At 63.5% G+C, this 20674-nt stretch carries 15 protein-coding genes; 7 read left to right on the forward strand and 8 right to left on the reverse strand.

From position 1 onward, the window contains the following. Positions 1-26 precede the first annotated feature (26 nt). The 3 genes from urtC to urtA all read right to left on the reverse strand — a co-directional run bounded on the left by urtC (position 27) and on the right by urtA (position 3507). Positions 27-1169 carry an urea ABC transporter permease subunit UrtC gene (gene urtC / locus CIT40_RS32320; RefSeq protein WP_094892635.1) on the reverse strand — a complete coding sequence of 381 codons (1143 nt, stop codon included), beginning with the start codon at positions 1167-1169 and terminating at the stop codon, positions 27-29. An 18-nt stretch (positions 1170-1187) separates the two neighbouring features. Continuing rightward, positions 1188-2114, reverse strand: a complete 927-nt coding sequence (urtB, locus tag CIT40_RS32325) for an urea ABC transporter permease subunit UrtB (protein WP_094892636.1) — start codon at positions 2112-2114, stop codon at positions 1188-1190. Positions 2115-2247: 133 nt separating this feature from the next. Continuing rightward, positions 2248-3507 (reverse strand): urea ABC transporter substrate-binding protein, encoded by a 1260-nt coding sequence (gene urtA, locus CIT40_RS32330; RefSeq protein ID WP_094892637.1) that lies wholly within the window; start codon positions 3505-3507, stop codon positions 2248-2250. Between the two features lie 169 nt (positions 3508-3676). Here urtA and CIT40_RS32335 point away from each other — a divergent pair, with 169 nt between their 5' ends. Both CIT40_RS32335 and CIT40_RS32340 read left to right on the forward strand, forming a co-directional pair. Next, a complete protein-coding gene (locus CIT40_RS32335) occupies positions 3677-7048 on the forward strand; it encodes a hybrid sensor histidine kinase/response regulator (protein WP_094892638.1) in 3372 nt (1123 codons plus the stop codon). Beyond that, positions 7032-7958 (forward strand): response regulator, encoded by a 927-nt coding sequence (locus tag CIT40_RS32340; protein ID WP_162307780.1) that lies wholly within the window; start codon positions 7032-7034, stop codon positions 7956-7958. Before CIT40_RS32335 ends, CIT40_RS32340 begins: the two co-directional genes overlap by 17 nt. A 230-nt stretch (positions 7959-8188) precedes the next feature. Here CIT40_RS32340 and CIT40_RS32345 read toward each other — a convergent pair whose 3' ends face one another. Both CIT40_RS32345 and CIT40_RS32350 read right to left on the reverse strand, forming a co-directional pair. Beyond that, positions 8189-9691, reverse strand: coding sequence for a flavin-containing monooxygenase (locus tag CIT40_RS32345; RefSeq protein WP_094892640.1), 1503 nt, complete (start codon positions 9689-9691; stop codon positions 8189-8191). 124 nt (positions 9692-9815) lie between these two features. Continuing rightward, a complete protein-coding gene (locus CIT40_RS32350) occupies positions 9816-10562 on the reverse strand; it encodes a S1 family peptidase (protein ID WP_094892662.1) in 747 nt (248 codons plus the stop codon). A 100-nt stretch (positions 10563-10662) separates the two neighbouring features. Here CIT40_RS32350 and CIT40_RS32355 point away from each other — a divergent pair, with 100 nt between their 5' ends. After that, positions 10663-11298, forward strand: a complete 636-nt coding sequence (locus CIT40_RS32355; RefSeq protein WP_162307781.1) for an HAD-IA family hydrolase — start codon at positions 10663-10665, stop codon at positions 11296-11298. Between the two features lie 100 nt (positions 11299-11398). Here the strand turns inward: CIT40_RS32355 and mtnA are convergent, their stop codons facing one another. From mtnA to CIT40_RS32370, 3 genes are all read right to left on the reverse strand, one after another. Further along, positions 11399-12505: an S-methyl-5-thioribose-1-phosphate isomerase gene (gene mtnA, locus CIT40_RS32360; protein WP_094892641.1), complete on the reverse strand. Its 1107-nt coding sequence runs from the start codon at positions 12503-12505 to the stop codon at positions 11399-11401. Positions 12506-12518: 13 nt separating this feature from the next. After that, complete coding sequence (locus CIT40_RS32365) at positions 12519-13397, reverse strand: S-methyl-5'-thioadenosine phosphorylase (protein WP_094892642.1); 879 nt, start codon at positions 13395-13397, stop codon at positions 12519-12521. Positions 13398-13587: 190 nt separating this feature from the next. Then, complete coding sequence (locus CIT40_RS32370; RefSeq protein WP_094892643.1) at positions 13588-13860, reverse strand: phosphopantetheine-binding protein; 273 nt, start codon at positions 13858-13860, stop codon at positions 13588-13590. 356 nt (positions 13861-14216) lie between these two features. On the opposite strand from CIT40_RS32370, the gene CIT40_RS32375 reads away from it, so the two are divergent. From CIT40_RS32375 to CIT40_RS32390, 4 genes are all read left to right on the forward strand, one after another. Then, positions 14217-15434 carry an acyl-CoA dehydrogenase family protein gene (locus CIT40_RS32375; protein WP_094892644.1) on the forward strand — a complete coding sequence of 406 codons (1218 nt, stop codon included), beginning with the start codon at positions 14217-14219 and terminating at the stop codon, positions 15432-15434. Between the two features lie 39 nt (positions 15435-15473). Beyond that, positions 15474-16454 carry an amino acid--[acyl-carrier-protein] ligase gene (locus CIT40_RS32380; RefSeq protein WP_094892645.1) on the forward strand — a complete coding sequence of 327 codons (981 nt, stop codon included), beginning with the start codon at positions 15474-15476 and terminating at the stop codon, positions 16452-16454. A gap of 117 nt (positions 16455-16571) precedes the next feature. Then, a complete protein-coding gene (locus CIT40_RS32385; RefSeq protein WP_094892646.1) occupies positions 16572-17447 on the forward strand; it encodes an acyl-CoA acyltransferase in 876 nt (291 codons plus the stop codon). 200 nt (positions 17448-17647) lie between these two features. Beyond that, entirely contained in the window at positions 17648-20515 is a 2868-nt protein-coding gene (locus CIT40_RS32390; RefSeq protein WP_094892647.1) for a PAS-domain containing protein, read from the forward strand. Positions 20516-20674: the final 159 nt, after the last annotated feature.

Consider the following 20674-nt stretch of genomic DNA (forward strand, 5'->3'; position numbering starts at 1 on the left):
ATGACCGACGAGCATGACCTGTCTCCTCACTCTGCCGGAGCGCCGTCGGCGACCGAGCTATCGGTCCAGCCGTCGGGTTTCGATTTGCGCGACGGCATCAGGCGGTCGATGCGCGGCTGCACATAGTCGCCCCAGATCCCGGCAAGGCCGTTCGGGAATGCGAGCACCACGGCGATGAACAATCCGCCGAGGCCGAACAGCCACAATTCGGGAAACGTCTCCGACAGGCTGGTCTTGGCGAAATTGACCAGCAGCGTGCCGTAGACCGCGCCGAGGATCGACAGCCGCCCGCCGACCGCGGTGTAGATCACCATTTCAATCGACGGAACGATGCCGACGAAGGACGGCGACATGAAACCGACATTGAGCGCGAACATGGCGCCGCCGATCGCGGCAAACACGGCGGCGATGCAGAAGGCGAAGATCTTGAAATTCGCGACGCTGTAGCCGGAGAACCTGACGCGGTCCTCCTTCTCGCGCATCGCAACCAGGATGCGCCCGAGCTTGGAGCGCCGGATGAACTGCGCGATCATGATGCAGACGAGCAGGCATCCGACCTCGAAGAAGTACAGCACGACCTTGGCGTGATCGGGCCTGATGTCCCAACCCTTCAGCGTCCGCAGATCGGTCATGCCGTTGATGCCGCCGGTATAGCCCTGCTGGCCCACGATCAGGATGGTGAGGATGGCCGCAACCGCCTGGGTTATGATCGCGAAATAGGTGCCGCCGACCCGGCGCTTGAACATCGCCGTGCCGATGATGAAGGCGAAGATGCCGGGCACGAGGATGATGGCAGCGATTGTGAACGTAAGACTGTTGAACGGCTTCCAGAACAGCGGCAGCGCGGTGATCTGATTCCAGTCCATGAAATCGGGGATGCCGGGGGTCGACTGGATCTTGGTGTTCTCCACGCTCGAGGCCTCGAGCTTGAGGAACATCGCCATGCAGTAGCCGCCGAGCCCGAAGAATACGCCCTGGCCGAGGCTGAGAATGCCGCCATAGCCCCAGCAGATCACCAATCCCAGCGCAACGAAGGCATAGGTCAGATATTTCGCGACGAGATTAAGCCTGAAGACGTCGAGCGTGAGCGGCAGCACCACCACCAGGAAGACCGCGAGCACGAGAATCCCGATGAGTTCCGAGCGATTGAAGAACCGATTGTCGGTCATTGCATCAGCCTCTATTTCTCACTTGCGGACCTTGAGGGCGAACAGCCCTTGCGGCCGCAGCATCAGGATTCCGACAACGGCAAGCAGCGTCAGCACCTTGGCCATCGAGCCCGACATGAAGAACTCGAGGGTGGATTGCGTCTGCGAAATCGAGAAGGCGGAGGCGATGGTGCCGACCAGGCTCGCCGCGCCGCCGAACACGACCACGAGGAACGTGTCGACGATGTAGAGCTGTCCGGAGGTCGGGCCGGTCGAGCCGATCATCGTGAAGGCGCTGCCGGCAATTCCGGCGATGCCGCAGCCGAGACCGAAGGTGTAGCGATCGACCTTTTCGGTGTTGATGCCGACCGCGCCGGCCATGATGCGGTTCTGCACGACGGCGCGCACCTGGCGACCCCATCGCGATCTGTACATGACATAGGCGACACTGATGGTGATCAGCACGGTGAGACACATCACGAAGACGCCGTTGATCGGGACTTCGATACTGTCGGTGACGTGCAGCGATCCCAGCATCCACTGCGGCAACTCGACGCCGACCTCGCGCGCGCCGAACACAGAGCGGTAGGCCTGCTGCAGGATCAGGCTGAGGCCCCAGGTTGCCAGCAGCGTATCGAGTGGGCGCTTGTAGAGGTGCCGTATCAGCACCCATTCCACCAGCATTCCCAACGCACCGGAGGCGATGAAGGCCAGGATCATCGCGAGAAAGAAGTAGCCGCTGAACAGACTCGGTAGATAGGACTGGAAGAAGCTTGAGGTCATCCAGGTGACGTAGGCTCCGAGGATCATGAACTCGCCATGGGCCATGTTGATGACGCCCATCTGGCCGAAGATGATGGCAAGCCCGAGCGCCATCAGGACGTAGACCGAGAACAGGATCAGTCCTGCAAAGCCCTGCATGACGAAGATTGAGCCGAGATCACCAAGCGAGTAGTCGCCGAACATCGATGTCCTCCGTCGGGGGATAAGGTCCCCGCGCCGCGAGCAGGTTCGCGACGCGGGGGTCTTGGGCGTGGATTTGCTGTCCACGCCAGGGAGAGGCTTGGTGTTTGGAAGAATGCGCGACTGGTAGCGCTTCTTACTGGTAGCCCTTGGGGAACGGATCGGGCTCGACGAGATCGGCGGTCTCGTAGATCAGCTCGAACTGGCCGTCGAGCTTGGCGCGTCCGACCCGGGTCTTCGACCAGAGGTGATGATTCTCGTGGATGCGCACATAGCCTTCCGGCGCGCCCTTGAACTCGACGCCGGGCGAAGCCGCCGCGATCTTGTCGACGTCGAAGGAACCGGCCTTCTCGACCGTCAACTTCCACAGCCACGGGCCGAGATAGGCAGCCTGGGTGACGTCTCCGATGACGGTCTTTTCGCCCCACATCTTCTTGAACGCCGGCACGAAGGCCTTGTTGTTGGGATTGTCGAGCGACTGGAAGTACTTCATGCAGGCATAGGAGCCTGCGATGTTCTCGCCGCCGATGCCGTCGATTTCGTCTTCGGTCACCGAGATCGTCAGCAGCGCCTGCTTGGAGAGGTCGATGCCGGCGGCCTTGAGCTGCTTGTAGAAGGCGACGTTGGAGCCGCCGACGACGTCGGTGAAGATCACGTCGGGCTTGGTCAGCTTGATCTTGTTGATGACCGAGTTGAACTGGGTGTTGCCGAGCGGATAGTATTCCTCGCCGACGACCTTGCCCTTCAGCACGTTCTCGACGTGCTTGCGCGCGATCTTGTTGGAAGTGCGCGGCCAGATGTAGTCGGAGCCGATGAAGAAGAAGCTCTTCGCGCCCTTCTCCTTGGCGATCCAATTCAGGCCGGCGAGGATCTGCTGGGTCGCTTCCTGACCGGTGTAGATGACGTTCTTGGACTGCTCGAGGCCTTCATAGAAGGTCGGGTAATAGAGCATGCCGTTATACTGCTCCATGACCGGCAACACTGCCTTGCGCGAGGCCGAGGTCCAGCAACCCATGATTGCCGCGACCTTGTCGTTGACGAGCAGCTTCTTGGCCTTCTCCGCGAAAGTCGGCCAGTCGCTGGCGCCGTCTTCCTGGATGAACTTGATCTTGCGGCCGAGCACGCCGCCCATGGCGTTGATCTGCTCGATGGCGAGCTTCTCGGCCTCGATCGAGCCGGTCTCGGAGATGGCCATGGTGCCGGTAGCCGAGTGCAGGATGCCGACCGTCACCTCGGTGTCGGTGACCGCAAGGCCGGTGGTGTTGACAGCCGAGGTCGCCGGGGCCTGCGCAAAGGACGCCCGCGGCAGCATCGTGATGGCGGGCACGGCGGCCATTCCCATCAATAGTTTGCGCCGGAGCGGCGACAAAAGGCCCTTATTTGGTTCGTCTGACATGAGCACCCCACTTTTGTTCGAGGACACGCGATTGGTGCCTTGAGGATGGCTCGGATCCGGGCGGCGGAAGCATACGCAAGATCGCGTATACTGCACCGCAAAATGCCGACGTAGGCTTTGGTACGGAATTTGCGAGGGATCCAGGTCCGTATCGGGAGTGGGGTAAAGCGTGGCAGGGCGGCAGCGAATTGACCGCGTCAGGCGACAGTACAACCAATGGGTCGCCAACCAGACGCTGGAAGACTATGCGCTGCGCTTCACCGCCAAGAGCGCGCGGCGCTGGTCCGCCGCCCGCGTCGCCAACACGGCGCTGGGCGCGATTTCGTTCCTGGCGATGGAGGCGATCGGCGGCACCATTACCCTGAACTATGGCGTCACCAACGCGACTGCCGCCATCCTCGTGGTCTCCCTCATCATCTTCTGCTGCGGCGTGCCGATCGCCTATTATGCCGCTAAATGCGGCATCGACATCGACCTGCTGACGCGCGGCGCCGGCTTCGGCTACATCGGCTCGACCGTCACCTCGCTGATCTACGCTTCCTTCACTTTCATCTTTTTTGCGATCGAAGCCGTGATTCTCGCCTCCGCGCTCGAGATGTGCTTCGGGATTCCGCGGCCGGTCGGCTATCTCATCAGCGCCGTCGTCATCATCCCGCTGGTGGCCTACGGCATCACGCTGATCAGCCGTTTCCAATTGTGGACCCAGCCGCTGTGGATCGTGCTCCACATCATTCCGTTCGCGGCGATCGCCTGGCACAACCCGCACTCCTTTACGGAGTGGCGCAAGTTCTCGGGTGAGCACGGCGATCTCAACGGGCATTTCGACCTACTCCTGTTCGGGGTTGCGGCCTCGGTCGTGTTTTCGCTGGTGGCGCAGATCGGCGAGCAGGTCGACTTCCTGCGATTCCTTCCGCGCGACCGCCGCGCGTCCAGGGCCTCCTGGTGGATAGCGATGATGAGCGCTGGCCCCGGATGGATCGTGCTTGGCGCCCTGAAACTCCTGGCGGGCTCATTTCTCGCCTTCTTCGCGCTCAGCCACGGGGTGCCACCCGAGGAGGCCGCCGAGCCGGCGCATATGTATCTCGAAGCGTTCCGCTACGTACTGTCGCAGCCGGACCTCGCGCTGGCGTTGACCGGCACATTCGTGATCCTGTCGCAGGTGAAGATCAACGTCACAAACGCCTATGCCGGCTCGATCGCCTGGTCGAACTTCTTCTCGCGCCTGACCCACAGCCATCCCGGCCGCGTCGTCTGGCTGGTCTTCAACGTCATCGTGGCGCTGCTGTTGATGGAGATCGGCGTCTACAAGGCACTCGAGCAAACCCTGGCGCTCTATTCCAACGTCGCGATCGCCTGGGTCGGGGCGCTGGTCGCCGATCTCGTCATCAACAAGCCGCTCGGATTGCGGCCACAGCAGATCGAATTCAAGCGCGCGCATCTCTACGACGTCAATCCGGTCGGCGTCGGCGCGATGACGATCGCGACCATCGTCTCGATCAGCGCCTTTTACGGCCTGTTCGGACCTACCGCGAAGGCGCTGTCGGCCTTCATCGCGCTCGCGGTTGCTTTCATCGTCGCCCCGTTGATTGCCTGGGCCACGGACGGCAAGTACTACATCGCGCGCAAGCCGAAGCGGAGCTGGCAGAACCTCGAGGCGATCCAGTGCTGCATCTGCGAGCACTCGTTCGAGCCGGAAGACATGGCCTCCTGCCCCGCTTACGCCGGACCGATCTGCTCCCTGTGCTGCTCACTGGATGCCCGCTGCCACGATCTCTGCAAGCCGCATGCGCGAATCCAGGCGCAGGTCTCGGAGACGCTGGGCAAGCTGATGCCGCAGCCGATCTACGCGCGCATCAACTCGCAACTCGGTCACTATGTCGGCGTGTTCGTGGTCTCCGCCGGGCTCGTCGCGCTGGTGCTGGGCCTGATCTATCTGCAGACCTCGGCAAGCGTGCATGGCGAGAACACACTCGTCTCCAACGTGCTCTGGAAGGTGTTCTTCTCGCTCAGTATCATCATCGGCGTGGTGGCGTGGCTGTTCGTGCTGGCACAGCAGAGCCGCCGCGCCGCCGAGGAGGAGACCCGAAGGCAGACCGCGCTGCTGATTCAGGAGATCGACGCGCACAAGCGCACCGACGCCGAGCTGCAGCGGGCCAAGGAGGTCGCCGAATCCGCCAACCTCGCCAAGAGCCGCTACGTGGTGGGCCTGAGCCACGAGCTGCGTTCGCCGCTGAACGCGATCAGCGGCTATGCCCAGCTCCTGGAGCAGGACACGACGCTGAGCACCAAGCCGCGCGACCAGGTTCGCGTCGTCCGCCGCAGCGCCGATCACCTCTCCGGCCTGATCGACGGCATTCTGGACATCTCCAAGATCGAGGCCGGGCGGCTGTATCTGTCGCGCGACGAAGTGCGCCTCAGCGAATTCCTCGATCAGCTGGTCGGCATGTTCCGCCTGCAGGCCGCCGCCAAGGGCATCGACTTCGTGTTCAAGCGGCCGTCGTATTTGCCGCTCGTGGTCTACGCCGATGAGAAGCGACTGCGTCAGGTGCTGATCAATTTGCTCTCGAACGCCATCAAATTCACCCAGACCGGCAGCGTGCAGTTCGTCGTGCATTATCGCAGCCCTGTCGCGGAGTTCGAGGTGATCGACACCGGTCCCGGAATCCAGGGCGACGATCTCGAACGCATCTTCGCGCCGTTCGAACGCGGCGCGCTCGGCGTTTCGCAGCCGCAGACCGGAACCGGACTCGGCCTGACCATCAGCCGGCTGCTCGCCGGGGTGATGGGCGGCGACATCAAGGTCATGAGCACCGTTGGCACCGGCTCGACGTTCAAGGTCAAGATCCTGCTGTCGGAGGTCACCAATCCGCGGCGCATCGCGCCGGTGGAGGCGCCGATCTCCGGTTATCACGGCGCGCGCAAGACCATCCTCATCACCGACGACGATCCCGTGCATCGCGACCTGCTGCGCGAGGTACTGACGCCGCTCGGCTTCATCCTGCTCAGCGCGCCCGACGGCCCCGGCTGCCTCGCGCTGGCCCAGCATTGCCGGCCCGATCTGTTTCTGCTCGACATCTCGATGCCTGCCATGGACGGCTGGGCTGTCGCCGAGGCCTTGCGAGCGAACGGCCATCACCAGGCCCGCATCCTGATGGTGTCGGCCAGCGCGATCGAGGCCCACGGCGCGCCGCTGGCGCAGCCCTTCCACGACGGCTATTTGATGAAGCCGATCGACATCCCGCGGCTGCTGGAGACGGTCCGCCAGCTCCTCAAGATCGAATGGCAATATGGCTCGGACGAGATTCCGGTGTCGTTCTGGCACCCCGAAAGCGGATCAAGGCCCCCGGCGCGGCATATCGAGGCCCTGATCGGGCTCGGCCAGATCGGCTACGTCAGAGGCATCCAGTTGAAGCTGGACGAGATCGGCAACGAGCACCCCGAACATGCCGACTTCGTTGCACAGATGCGGTCCCTGGTCGACCGCTTCGATCTCGACCAGTACATGGCCACATTGAAGACGTTGCATGCGCATGAACATTGAGTCGAAGAAGCGCGACGTCGCGCTCGTCGTCGATGACTCTCCCGAGACGCTGCGGCTGCTCACCGACGCGCTCGACGGCGCCGGCATGACGGTGATGGTGGCACTCGACGGCGCGGCGGCGATACGCATCATCGACCAGATCACGCCCGACATCGTCCTGCTCGACGCCATGATGCCCGGCATCGACGGCTTCGAGACCTGTCGCCGGCTCAAGCGCGATGCGGGCCTTGCCAATGTCCCCGTGATCTTCATGACGGGGCTTGCCGATACCGAGCATATCGTTCGCGGGCTCGAGGCCGGCGGCGTCGATTACGTGACCAAGCCGATCGTGATCGAGGAAATGCTGGCGCGCATCCGCGTCCATCTCGGCAATGCCCGCCTGACGCAGAGCGCGCGCGCTGCGCTGGACGTCTCCGGCCGCTTCCTGTTCGCGGTCGATCGCCGGGGCAATCTGCTGTGGGCGACGCCGCAGGCGCAGAAACTGCTGTCCAACCATCACGGCGCGCAGGCCGACGACTTCGTCCTGCCGCCGTCGCTGCTGCAATGGCTGGAGCAGGCCAAGGCCAAAGGCAGCTCGAAGTCCCAGGCGGTTTCCCTGCCGGACAATCCGCAGCTTCGGCTCTATTACATGGGCGAAACCGCGCCGAACGAATTTCTGCTGCGGCTCTCCAGGGAGTCCGGCACCGCGCTTCCCCCTGAATTCACCAGCGAGCTCGGCCTCACCACCAGGGAAGGCGAGGTGCTGGCCTGGCTCAGCAAGGGCAAGACCAACCGCGACATCGCGCAAATCCTGGGCCTCAGCCCCCGCACGGTCGACAAGCATCTCGAACAGATCTACGCCAAGCTCGGCGTGGAGAATAGGACGGCAGCAGCGGCGATCGCGGCGAACGCAACGCGAAGGAATTCGTAGCGGTGATGGATGTAGTGAGTTGGTACGCGCTCGCCCAACCAACGGTGTCGTCCCGGACAAGCGAAGCGCAGATCCGGGACCCATAACCACAGGAAGCCATTTGGCGAAGACTCGGAGTGACCCGCTCGCTCCACAACCACTTCCTGAGAGTATGGGTCCCGGGTTCGCTTCACGCCCCGGGACGACGGCGGAGTTTGTGGCGATCACCGCCAGCTTACATCGACAACGCCTCAGCCGTAAACGAACGCCTTGTCATCCAGATCCGTCTTCGGAATCTCGTCCTTTTCGGTCCAATAGTCCTGGCTGTGCTGCCATTCCGGCTTGTCGCCGCGCTTGGGAAGCAGGTCCATGTTGCGCATCATATAGCCGGGGTTGAAGTTTTCCGGATCGATCCAGGGCAGGATCGGCATGTTGTGATCCTCGGCGCGCAGTTTCACCTCGACCTTCTTCTTGCCCTTCGCCTTCATATGGCCAAGCAGCCGGCAGACGAAATCTGCGACCAGATCGACGCGCAGCGTCCAGCTGGCGCGGAAATAGCCGAACACCCAGACCATGTTCGGAACGCCGGTGAACATCATGCCGCGATAGGTGACGGTGTCGCCGAAGGCCAGCGGCTTGCCATCGATCTGGAAGGCGATGTCGCCCAGCGCGGCGAGATTGAAACCGGTGGCGGTGACGATGACATCGGCTTCCAGCAGCTTGCCTGACTTGAGCTGGATGCCGTTCTCGACGAAGCATTCGATCTCGTCGGTGACGACGGAAGCCTTGCCGCTGGCGATGCCCTTGAACAGATCGGCATCCGGCACGAAGGCGATGCGCTGCCGCCACGGCCGGTAGGTCGGCGTGAAGTGTTTATCGACGTCGTAATCCGGGCCGAGCACCGCGCTGATCTGGCCGATCAGCTCCTTCTTCACCTGCTCGGGCTTGGACAGGCAGAGTTTCGTGAACGCATCCTGCTCGAACAGGATCTTGCGGCGGACAATCTCGTGGATCCAGGTCTCGTCGACCTGAAGCCGGCGCAGCTCCTCCGCGATCTCGATGGCGTTGCGGCCGAGCCGGAAATAGGTCGGCGATCGCTGCAGCATGGTGACATGCGCGCACTTGTCCGCAATGTTCGGCACCAGCGTTGCGGCAGTGGCGCCCGAGCCGATCACGACGACCTTCTTGTTCGTGAGGTCGAGATCATCAGGCCAGGTCTGCGGGTGGACGATGCGGCCCTTGAAGCGATCGGCGCCCTTCCATTCCGGCGTGTAGCCTTCCGAATGCCGATAGTAGCCCTGGCACATCCAGAGGAAGTTCGCGGTGAAGGTCCGGGCCTCGCCAGTGTCTGTCGTCACGGCCTCGATGGTCCAGAGATTCTGCTCGCTCGACCAGCTGGCGGAACTGATCTTGTGCTTGTAGCGGATGTGCCGAGCGATATCGTTGTCGTCGATCACTTCCTTCATGTAGGCAAGGATTTCTTCGGCGGTCGCGATCGGCGGCCCCACCCAGGGCTTGAAGCTATAGCCGAACGTATGGAGATCACTGTCCGAGCGGATGCCGGGATAGCGATGCGTGCTCCAGGTGCCGCCGAACGTCGCCTGCGTTTCCAGGATCACGTAGCTCGTACCGGGAAGCTGCTTGTCGATGTGATAGGCGCTGCCGATGCCGGAGATGCCGGCGCCGACGATCAGCACGTCGAAATGTTCAGAAGCCTGTTTGGCCGTGGCGTGACTGCGAACAGCGACATTCATTGTTGCTTCTATGCCTTGCTTGTTTTTGTGGCCACCCTTGGTGGACGGCGCGTTTCCTCCGCGGCCGGCATGATCACCCGCCGCGCTTCCGCTTCAAAATGACATAGATCAAGTCGCGGTCAAATCACAGCGCCGCACCCCAGCTCCGCGCAGTCTGCACGATCCAGTCGCGATAGAGCGTGAGCGGCGTGACCCCCGTCAATCCGCCGCAGCCATCGCCGGAGTTGGGTCCCGTCGCCCAGCTGATGACCCCGACAAGCACGGCGCCGTTCGGCTTGTCTTCGAACACGGGACCACCGGAATCGCCGGTACAAGCTCCAATTCCGTCGCGAACACCGTTGGTTACGGGATCGACCAGGCGGATCTGAAGCGTGCCGGGCTGGCCCGTGACGACGAGTCCCGCGACGCGCGTGGCCCCGCCGCTCCTGCCATCACCGCGCACGGTGACCCCGGTACCGGCGATGACGAAACGGCTCCCGACCCGGATCGGAATGTTCGGCGTGCCGACCGGCACCGTCGATTTTCCCTTGAGTGGAATTTCCAGCTGCAACAGCGCCACGTCTGCACCGGCGCGATGGACTTGCGCCTTGTAGCCCGGATGGATCGCAATGGCGCGAACGTTCAGCAATTGAGGTTCGCCGCCGCTGCGGTCGACGATCTTGTAGTCCGCGCCGGGCGGCACGCAGTGCGCGCCGGTCAATACGATCTTCGGCGCGATCAGAGTGCCGGTGCAGGAATTACCACGCGAACCGACGATGGTGACGACAGCGCGCGCGGCGCCGTCGGTCTGCGGCGTGCCGCCTCCGACGATTGCATGAGCGGGTGCGGCGAGCAACAACACAGGCGCGATGAACGTGGCAAGCTTCTTCATGGGAACATGCTTCATATTGGCGGCGGCAGATTGCTTCGGACTGGTTCTTGCCGATACCCCATGCTAGCCCTCTTGGAAAGGAACTGACGAGGGCAGGATAGTGGCGATCGAGGCTGTGATCTTTGATTTTGGCGGCGTGTTGACGAGTTCGCCATTCGAGGCCTTCGCGCGATTCGAGACCGAGCGCGGCCTTCCCGCCGACATCATCCGGCGCACCAATGCCGCCAACCATTTGGAAAACGCCTGGGCCAGGTTCGAGCGGGCCGAGGTCGATATCGACACCTTCGACCAATTGTTCGCCACGGAATCGCTCGCACTCGGCGCGGAGGTGCGCGGCCGCGACGTGCTGCCGCTGCTGCAGGGCGATCTGCGCCCTGAAATGGTCGAGGCGCTGAAGCGCATCAAGGCGCAATTCAAGACCGGCTGCATCACCAACAATCTGCCCGCCAACGCGATCGGCAGCCGGACCGGACGCTCACTCTATGTCGCCGAGGTGATGGTGCTGTTCGATCATGTCATCGAGTCCGCCAAGATCGGCCTGCGCAAGCCTGATCCGCGCATCTATCAGATGATGATCGAAACCCTGAAGGTCGATGCGAACAACTGCGTCTATCTCGACGATCTCGGCGTCAATTTGAAGCCGGCGCGCAAGATGGGCATGACCACCATCAAGGTCGCCAGCGGCGCGCAGGCAATTGCCGAGCTGGAGGCGGCGACGGGATTGAAGCTGAGCTAACGTAATTTATTCCGCGGCCGTAGGGTGGGCAAAGCGGAGCGTGCCCACCATAAACAGATGGTGGGCACGGCGCCTCGCGCCTTTGCCCACCCTACGAGACCTACTCCGCTGCGGCAGCGATCCGTTCCGGAAATGCCGCTGCCAACGAGGCGCGATCCGGCTTCAACACACCGCGCTCGGTGATGAGGCCTGTCACGAGCCGTGCCGGCGTCACGTCGAAGGCATAATTCGCGACCGGCGATCCCTCGGGCACGATGCGCACCGTCTCCAGTCTTCCATCCGCGGTGCGGCCGGTCATGTCGGTCACCTCAACGCCGCTGCGCTGCTCGATCGGTATGTCGCGGATACCGTCATGGACGGCAAAATCGATCGTCGGCGACGGCAGCGCGACATAGAACGGCACGCCGTTGTCGTGGGCGGCAAGCGCCTTCAGATAGGTGCCGATCTTGTTGCAGACGTCGCCGTTGGCGGCGACGCGGTCGGTGCCGACGATGGCCAGATCGACCATGCCGTGCTGCATCAGATGGCCGCCGGTGTTGTCGGGGATCACCGTGTGCGGCACGCCGTGATGACCGAGCTCCCAGGCGGTGAGCGAGGCGCCCTGGTTGCGCGGACGCGTCTCGTCGACCCAGACATGGATCCTGATGCCGCGCTCATGCGCGAGATAGATCGGCGCCGTCGCCGTGCCCCAATCGACGGTGGCGAGCCAGCCGGCATTGCAATGGGTCAGCACGTTGACGGTCTCGCCCGACTTCTTCGATGCGATCGCCTCGATCAGCTTCAGGCCGTTGCCGGCGATGCCGCGGTTGATCTCGACGTCCTGCTCGACGATCTCGTCGGCACGCGCATACGCCGCTTCGGCCCGCTCCAGCGGATCGATCGGCGCGAGCGCCATGCGCATCTCGTCCAGCGCCCATTTCAGGTTGATCGCGGTCGGCCGCGCCACCACGAGCGTGTCGTAGGCTCGTTTCAGGCCGGCGTCGGAGGCGTCCTCGCGCATGGCAAGCGCCATGCCGTAGGCCGCGGTCGCACCGATCAGCGGAGCGCCACGCACCAGCATGTCGCGGATTGCGACGGTTGCGTCTTCGCACGATTTCAGCTTCGCGACGACGAACTCGTGCGGCAACCTGCGCTGGTCGATCGCGCCGATCGACCAGCCGTCATGCTCGCGCCAGATGCTGCGGAAATGCTTGCCGTCGACCTTCATGGCATTCTGCCTTTCACTTCACGCGCAGGATGCGCCCGGCCACCGCATCGAGCTTCTTCAGAAGCTCGGGATCGCGCGCCTCGGGCGCCGTGATCAGCGCGGTGTCGAGCGCGCGGTCGGAGCCGATCGGGCACAGCTCATGCTCGCGCGGAAAATCCTTCGCCAACCGTGCCACCAGGGCCCTGGCCTTGTCGGCGTTCGACGTTAACACGCGGATGATGTCCTGCACGGTGACGGCATCGTGATCGGGATGCCAGCAGTCGAAATCCGTCACCATCGCCACCGTGGCGTAACAGAGCTCCGCCTCGCGCGCGAGCTTGGCCTCGGGCATGTTGGTCATGCCGATCACGGAATAGCCCAACGTCTTGTAGGTCGTGCTCTCCGCATAGGTGGAGAATTGCGGTCCTTCCATGCAGACATAAGTGCCGCCGCGCGCGACCGCGATGCCTTCGGCTTCGGCGGCTGCGGCAAGATGGATGCGCAAACGTGGGGAGACCGGATGCGCCATCGACACATGCGCGACGCAGCCCCGGCCGAAGAACGAACTCTCGCGCTTGTGGGTGCGGTCGACGAACTGATCGACGAGAACGAAGGTGCCCGGCGGCAATTCCTCCCTGAAGGAACCGCAGGCCGATAGCGAGATCAGGTCGGTGACGCCGGCGCGCTTCAGCACGTCGATATTGGCGCGATAGTTGATGTCGGAGGGGGAGAGACGGTGGCCCTTGTCGTGCCGCGGCAGGAACACGATCGGTAACCCTGCGATGGTGCCGCGGCGCACGGCCGCCGATGGCTCCCCCCACGGGCTCGTGATCACCTCTTCGCGCGCACCCTCGAGACCCGGCAGGTCATAGATGCCCGAGCCGCCGATGATGCCCAATACCGCCTGCGTCATACCTGCTCCACCTGCTCGCCACGTGCGACATGGTTAAGCTATGCCAGTTTTGCGGCGGTTTTGGAACGGGGGTGACAGTCTTGATGACCGTCATTGCGAGGGGCGTAGCGACGAAGAAATCCAGACCGCGGCCTCAGAGGTAGTCTGGATTGCTTCGCTTCGCTCGCAATGAGGGAGGATAGAGCGGTGACTATGCCGCGTTCGCCAGGTGCAGCTGCGTCGCCACCATCCGCTCCAGCGTCTCGACGGACTGGAAATTCTCCGGCGTGATCTCGGCTTGCGGGATGGTGAAGTCGAATTCGGCTTCGACGCCGAGCATCAGATTGACCATATCCATCGAGGTCAGGCCGGCATCGACGAGCTTGGCGGACGGCGTGACGTCCGCGGCGAGCGAATTCTGTTCGAGGATGCCCTTCACCAGCTTGATGATGCGATTGCGCAATTCGGTATCGAAGGCTTGCATCGGCAAATTCCCGTCTGTCTGTCAAAGGTCGGACCGGCTTGCCGCTACGATGGGCACGGCCAGCGGGTCCCGCAATGGGCGACACCATTACTTCGCGTTTCTTAGTAAACGATGACTCAGATTGTCTGGAATTCGACCTTCTTCCAGATCCCTAACGCGATGCCGGAAAAACGGCGGATGCAAACAACCGGACCTTAACTGTTCGTTCGGAATTGGGCTTTGTTTACCCTCTATTTCATCGACGAATTTGAATTAAATCCGTAGCCTCATCTCACAAGCAAGATGGCCGGAGGATCGCTTACGCGCATCGCGAATGATGCCGGCGATCTCGAACGGCAAACCGGAGGCGGACGAGTATGAACGTGCGTGAAGCAGTCCTCACTGTCGACGAAACCGAAACGAGCTTCCTCGAGCAGGGCCCCTCCCTGATCGAGCGCGCCGCCCGGACCGCCGCGGCGGCCGCAGCCGACGCAGACGGAGTCGATCGCGACGCCCGCTTCCCCCACAAGGCTTTCGAGGTCGCGCGCGAGCAGAAGCTGCTCGGCGTCATGATCCCGGTCGAGTTCGGCGGCTTCGGTGCCTCCATCTACGACGTCACCGACATCTGCTACACGCTCGGACGGGCCTGCGCCTCGACCGCGATGATCTACGCGATGCACCAGACCAAGGTTGCCTGCGTCATCCGGCACGGTCACGGCATCCCCTGGATGGAAACCATGATGCGCCGGGTCGCCCGCGACCAGTGGCTGCTCGCCTCCTCCACCACCGAAGGCCAGAACGGCGGCAACATCCGCGCCAGCGCCGCTGCCGTCGACCACGCCGGCGATACCGTTTCACTGGTGCGCGATGCCACCGTGATCTCCTACGGCGCGGAAGCCGACGGCCTCGTCACCATCGCCCGCCGCGCCACCGAGGCCGCCGCGTCCGACCAGGTTCTGCTGGCGCTCGCCAAGGACGACTACTCGCTGAAGCGGACGCTGGGCTGGGAAACGCTCGGCATGCGCGGCACCTGCTCGACCGGCTTCGAGCTGAAAGTGGATTGCCCCGCCGATCGCGTCTTCCCGGAATCCTATGACAAGATCCACGCCCAGACCATGACGCCGTTCGCGCATCTGTGCTGGTCGTCGGCCTGGACCGGCATCGCCGCCGCAGCCGTGACCCGCGCGCAGGCCTTCATCCGCAAGGCGGCCCGCAGCTCCGGCGGCCAGATGCCGCCAGCCGCGGCGCATTTCACCGCCGCCAAGATGTCGCTGGCGAAGCTTCGCGCGCTGCTGTCGGCCAATATCGATGCCTTCGCCCGCGCCGAGCATGACGAGCGTGCGCTGAGTTCGCTCGACTTCCAGTCGTCGATCACGCTTCTGAAGGTGCAGGCCTCCGAACTCGCGGTCGAGACCGTGATGCATGCGATGCGCACGGCCGGCCTCTCCGGCTACCGCAACGACGGCGAATTCACCATGGGCCGGCATCTCCGCGACGTGCTGTCGTCCCCGATCATGATCAACAACGACCGCATTCTGGCCAATGCGGCGACATCGACGCTGATGAGCGGCGTGCCGACAAGCCTTCGCGACTGAATCAATAACAACAAATTCAAGATAGCAGGACATCGCGCCATGAATATTGCCATTCTCTCCGACTCGCCCGCGACCGCGCCGCAAATGGTCGATCCGCTCGATCATCTCGCCGACAAGCTGTTCCACCGCATGGGTGCCGACGGCGTCTACGCCCGCACCGCACTCTATGAAGGCGTCGTCGAGAAGCTCGCCGCGCTGATCACTGGCCATCGCGAGAGCGGCACCGAGGTGATGCGCTTCCCGCCGGTGATGAGCCGGGCCCAACTGGAGAAATCCGGCTATCTCAAGAGCTTCCCGAACCTGCTCGGCTGCGTCTGCGGCCTGCACGGCACCGAACGCGAGATCAACGCTGCGGTGAGCCGCTTCGATGCCGGCGGCGACTGGACCACCTCGCTGTCGCCCGCCGACCTCGTACTGTCGCCCGCCGCCTGCTATCCGGTCTATCCGATCGCGGCGAGCCGCGGACCTTTGCCGAAGGGCGGCCTGCGCTTCGACGTCGCCGCGGATTGCTTCCGCCGCGAGCCGTCGAAGCATCTCGACCGGCTGCAATCGTTCCGGATGCGCGAATATGTCTGCATCGGCACAGCCGATGACGTCTCCGATTTCCGCGACCGCTGGATGGTGCGCGCGCAGGCGATCGCGACCGACCTCGGCCTGACCTTCCGTGTCGACTACGCCAGCGATCCTTTCTTCGGCCGCGTCGGCCAGATGAAGGCGGTGAGCCAGAAGCAGCAGCAGCTCAAGTTCGAGCTGCTCATTCCGCTGCGCTCGGAAGAGCAGCCGACGGCCTGCATGAGCTTCAACTATCATCGCGAGCATTTCGGCACGACCTGGGGAATCCAGGATGCCAATGGCGAGCCGGCCCATACCGGCTGCGTCGCCTTCGGGATGGACCGGCTGGCGGTCGCCATGTTCCACACCCACGGCACCGATCTTTCCGCCTGGCCCGCCAAGGTGCGGGACGTCCTGGGCCTGCAGCCGCAGGTCGCGGCCGACGCCCATGTCGAAGGTTGGCGCTAACAGCTTGAACCAGATCCGGAGGACCGCATGAGCGAAGAGTGCGGAGCGGTTCTCCGAAAAGATCATGCTGAAACAACAGACCAAACGAGGCCTGTCATTTCCACGGGTAAGACGAGCGTGATTCACACCAAGGTGCGATGCCGCGAGATCACCGAGTCGGACGCCGAAGCGGTCGCGGATCTGCTGTCGCGCGGCTTCGTCGGTCGCTCACGGAACTATTGGATCCAGGGTCTGCGCCGGCAGGCCTTCCGATCCGTTCCGGAGGGTTATCCCCGCTTCGGCTACATGCTCGATAGTGACGGCACGCCAGTCGGCGTGCTGCTACTGATCTACACGGCGCGGAAGAACGGCGAAGAGACCACCATCCAGTGCAATCTGTCGAGCTGGTATGTCGATCCCGCCTACCGCAATTATGCCCCGCTGCTGACCAAGATCGCGCAGCGGCACAAGGACGTGACTTATTTCAACATCAGCCCGGCGCCGTGGACCTGGCCGATCATCGAAACGCAGGGCTTTCGCGCCTATTGCCGCGGCATATTCTTCTCGGTGCCTGCCCTGGCGCGGCCCCCGCGCTGGAGCGAGATCGAGGTCATCCCGCCTCACGCCAAGACGATCGAGGGGCTTTCCGAAGCCGAAGCCGAACTGCTGACGCGGCATGCGCGCTACAATTGCCTCAGCCTCGTCTGCCGCACGCCGAAGGGAACATTCCCCTTCATCCTGCAACCGGTGCGCATCCGCCGCGGCTTCCTCGCGCCCCCTGCGATGAAGCTGATCTATTGCCGCAGTGCTGCGGAATACGCCCTCTGTGCAGGGCGCATCGGCCGCCTGCTGCTGCGGCTCGGCAAGATCGCGGTGACGATCGATTCCAATGGGCCGATTCCCGGCCTGGTCGGTTTCTATACCGAGCGGCGCGGCCGCAAATATTTCAAAGGACCGCACCGGCCGCAACTCGGTGATCTCACCGATACGGAACTGGTGCTGTACGGGCCGTAACGAGGGCTGTCGGACCCAACTACCGCTGTGCCGCGCGATGGCGACCAACTCTTGCAGGCACCTCAGCAATTGGGACGGGATCCTCATCGCCGGTCACCCTCCGTAAACTACTGCGCTTAAGGGAATTTTCCGGCCTCTTCGCTACACTCGGTGGTTGAATTAGGTTGCGTTAGGCCTATTGCCGAGATCCCGCCGAACCCATGATGTCGACCCACGACAACGAGCTTGGTGCACACCGCGAGCAAGGCCCGGAAGCCCTGGTCGCGCTGAGCCAGCTTGCGCTCGACCGCATGGAGCAGGGCGTCTGCGTCTACGACGCCGATAACCGGATCGTGCTGGTCAACCAACGCTATCTGTCGCTGTTCGACATGTCGGCCGACATCGTGCGGGTGGGCACGAGCTACCGCGAGGTGCTCGCGCATAGTGCGACGCGCGGCAATTTTGCCCAGGATCAGCTCGACACGCTGTATTCGTCCCGGATCGCGCAGATCGCAGGCGGAAAGCCGTTCCGCACCGAGCAGCGGCTTGCGAGCGGCCTCGTCATGTCGCTCGAGATGAAGCCGCTTCCCGGCGGCGGCTGGATGACGATCTGCGACGATGTCACCCGCCTCGCCCGGCTCGAAAGCGAATTACGCGTGCAAACCGAGCGCAGCCAGCACGCGCTCGCCAACATGTCGCACGGCCTCATCATGTACGACGCCGACAGCCGCGTCGTCGTTTGCAACGAACGCTTCCTGAACCTCTACAATCTCGATTCCGACGTCGTGAAACCAGGCGTCCCGCATCGTGCGGTGCTCGACCATTGGGTCTCGCGCGGCAATCAGCCGGGCATGTCTGCCGACGAATTTCACGTCTCCAGGTTGGAGGACGTGCGCACCAGAAGGGCGAAATCCCTGCTGGTGATGCGTTACGACGGACGCATGGTGCAGACGGTCTCCCGCTTCCTGCCCGACGGCGGCTGGGTCACCGTGCACGAGGACGTCACGGAGCGGTTGCAATACGAGGAAACGCTGAGGCAGCAGAATGTCATGCTCGATGCGGCGTTGGAGAACATGGCGCACGGGCTCGCCTTCTACGACAGCGACATGCGGCTGCGGATCTGCAACACCACCTATCGCAAACTCTACCGGTTGTCGCCAGAGGAGACCAGGCCCGGCACGCACCTGGCCGAGCTGATCGAGCGTTCGATGGCGAACGGCGCGTTCTCTTCCGAATACAGCCCGCAGCAGCTGCTGGAAGCCGCCAGTGCCAGGATCGCCGATCGCGACGCCTCTCCGATGCGCCGACGGATGTCGGACGACACCGTGATTTCGGTCAGGTACTGCGCTCTAGCGCAGGGCGGCTTCGTCGCCACCTACGAGGACATCACCGAGCGCGAACATGCGATCGGGGAACTGAGCGAGCAGTATCGCCGCTTCGACGCCGCACTGAACAACATGAGCCAGGGCCTGTGCATGCTCGATGCGAGCCTGCACGTCATCGTGTGCAATCGCCGCTACATCGAGATGTACGGCTTGTCGCCCGATATCGTGAAGCCCGGCGTCTCGATGCGCGAGATCATGGAGCACAGCTGCGAGCTCGGCATCCACCAGAACACCACAGCCGCGCGGCTCTATGCCGATTACGTCGAGCGGCTGCGCGAGGGCGAGCATACGCTGCACCGGCATCTGAGCGACGGCCGCATCATCAAGCTCAATCACAAGCGGATGGAGCACGGCGGCTGGGTCGTCACCTACGAGGACGTCACCGAGCGCCACAAGGCCCAGGCGCGCGTTGCGCACATGGCGCAGCACGATTCGTTGACCGATCTGCCCAACCGCACATTGTTCCGCGAGAAGATGAGCGAGGGACTGAACCAGGTCGCGATCGCCGGCGGCGCGATGGCCGTGCTGTGCTTCGACCTCGACAATTTCAAGACCGTCAACGACCGCCTCGGCCACGCGGCCGGCGACCGCCTGCTGCGCTGGGTCGCGGCGCGGCTGAAGGAGAATGTCGGCGAGCACGACACCGTCGCGCGCCTCGGCGGCGACGAATTCGCCGTCCTGCAGCGCGGACCGCAGCCGCAATCGGCGGAGCGGCTGGCCAGAAGGGTGGTCGAGGTCATCGGTCATCCGCCGCCGCTGGAAAATCAGTCGATCCATGTCGGCGTCTCCATCGGCATCGCAATCGCACCCGACCACGGGCTCGATGCCGACGAGTTGATGAAATGCGCCGACCTCGCGCTGTACCAGGCCAAGGCCAAGGGCCGCGGCGCCTATCAGCTGTTCGAGCCCGAAATGGAGGAAGAGGCGCGCAGCCGGCACGCGCTGGAGCAGGATCTCCGCGGCGCGCTGGAAGCAGGCGAATTCCACCTGGTGTTCCAGCCGCAGGTGCGGCTCGATACATCGGAACTCACCGGATTCGAGGCGCTGCTGCGCTGGAAGCATCCCTCGCGCGGCTTCGTCTCGCCGGCCGAGTTCATTCCAATCGCGGAAGAGAACGGGCTGATCGTTCCGATCGGCGAATGGGTGCTGCGCTCCGCCTGCGCGACCGCCGTGTCATGGCCCGAGGTCACCGTCGCGGTGAACCTGTCGCCGGTGCAGTTCCGCTCGCGCGGGCTGGTGGCGATGGTGACGAGCGCGCTGGCCGAGGCCGGCCTGCCGCCGCAGCGGCTCGAGCTCGAGGTCACCGAAACGGCGCTGCTCGACGACAGCGAGGCCACGATCGAGATCCTGCATCAGCTGCGTGCGTTGGGAGTGCGCGTCAGCCTCGACGATTTCGGCGTCGGCTATTCCTCGTTGAGCTACCTGCGCAAGTTTCCATTCGACCGCATCAAGATCGATCGCTCCTTCGTCGGCACGCTCGGCGAAAGCCCGGAGAGCGTTGCCATCGTCCGCACCATCGCGAGCCTCGGCTCCGTACTCGGCGTCGAGACGACGGCAGAGGGTGTGGAGACCGAGGAACAACTCGACTTCGTCCGCGAGTGCGGCTGCACCGCCGTGCAAGGCTATTATTTCGGCAGGCCATGTCCCGCATCCGAGGTTGGCCGCATCATCGAGACGCTGAGCACGGTCCGGCGCGTGGCGTAACCGCTTTCTGCTCCCGCAAATTCCGCCTCTCGGCACAGGGCCCAACGACGAATTGTCGCCGAGCTGGGCTGCGGCCGCGCGGCGCGATCATTGGCGGCCTGAAGATTCCGCTCGGTCGTCGAGCTATGCGTATCGCGTGAAGCTCGACCGCGACGATTT

It is taken from the genome of Bradyrhizobium amphicarpaeae (assembly GCF_002266435.3).
In the GTDB taxonomy this organism is placed as follows: Bacteria; Pseudomonadota; Alphaproteobacteria; order Rhizobiales; family Xanthobacteraceae; genus Bradyrhizobium; species Bradyrhizobium amphicarpaeae.

Excerpts from the sequence above, each read along its gene's own strand:
- urtC (WP_094892635.1), bottom strand. The coding sequence starts at position 1,169 with ATGACCGACAATCGGTTCTTCAATCGCTCGGAACTCATCGGGATTCTC.
- urtB (WP_094892636.1), bottom strand. The coding sequence starts at position 2,114 with ATGTTCGGCGACTACTCGCTTGGTGATCTCGGCTCAATCTTCGTCATG.
- urtA (WP_094892637.1), bottom strand. The coding sequence starts at position 3,507 with ATGTCAGACGAACCAAATAAGGGCCTTTTGTCGCCGCTCCGGCGCAAA.
- CIT40_RS32340 (WP_162307780.1), top strand. The coding sequence starts at position 7,032 with ATGCGCATGAACATTGAGTCGAAGAAGCGCGACGTCGCGCTCGTCGTC.
- CIT40_RS32345 (WP_094892640.1), bottom strand. The coding sequence starts at position 9,691 with ATGAATGTCGCTGTTCGCAGTCACGCCACGGCCAAACAGGCTTCTGAA.
- CIT40_RS32350 (WP_094892662.1), bottom strand. The coding sequence starts at position 10,562 with ATGAAGAAGCTTGCCACGTTCATCGCGCCTGTGTTGTTGCTCGCCGCA.
- mtnA (WP_094892641.1), bottom strand. The coding sequence starts at position 12,505 with ATGAAGGTCGACGGCAAGCATTTCCGCAGCATCTGGCGCGAGCATGAC.
- CIT40_RS32365 (WP_094892642.1), bottom strand. The coding sequence starts at position 13,397 with ATGACGCAGGCGGTATTGGGCATCATCGGCGGCTCGGGCATCTATGAC.
- CIT40_RS32370 (WP_094892643.1), bottom strand. The coding sequence starts at position 13,860 with ATGCAAGCCTTCGATACCGAATTGCGCAATCGCATCATCAAGCTGGTG.
- CIT40_RS32375 (WP_094892644.1), top strand. The coding sequence starts at position 14,217 with ATGAACGTGCGTGAAGCAGTCCTCACTGTCGACGAAACCGAAACGAGC.
- CIT40_RS32380 (WP_094892645.1), top strand. The coding sequence starts at position 15,474 with ATGAATATTGCCATTCTCTCCGACTCGCCCGCGACCGCGCCGCAAATG.
- CIT40_RS32390 (WP_094892647.1), top strand. The coding sequence starts at position 17,648 with ATGATGTCGACCCACGACAACGAGCTTGGTGCACACCGCGAGCAAGGC.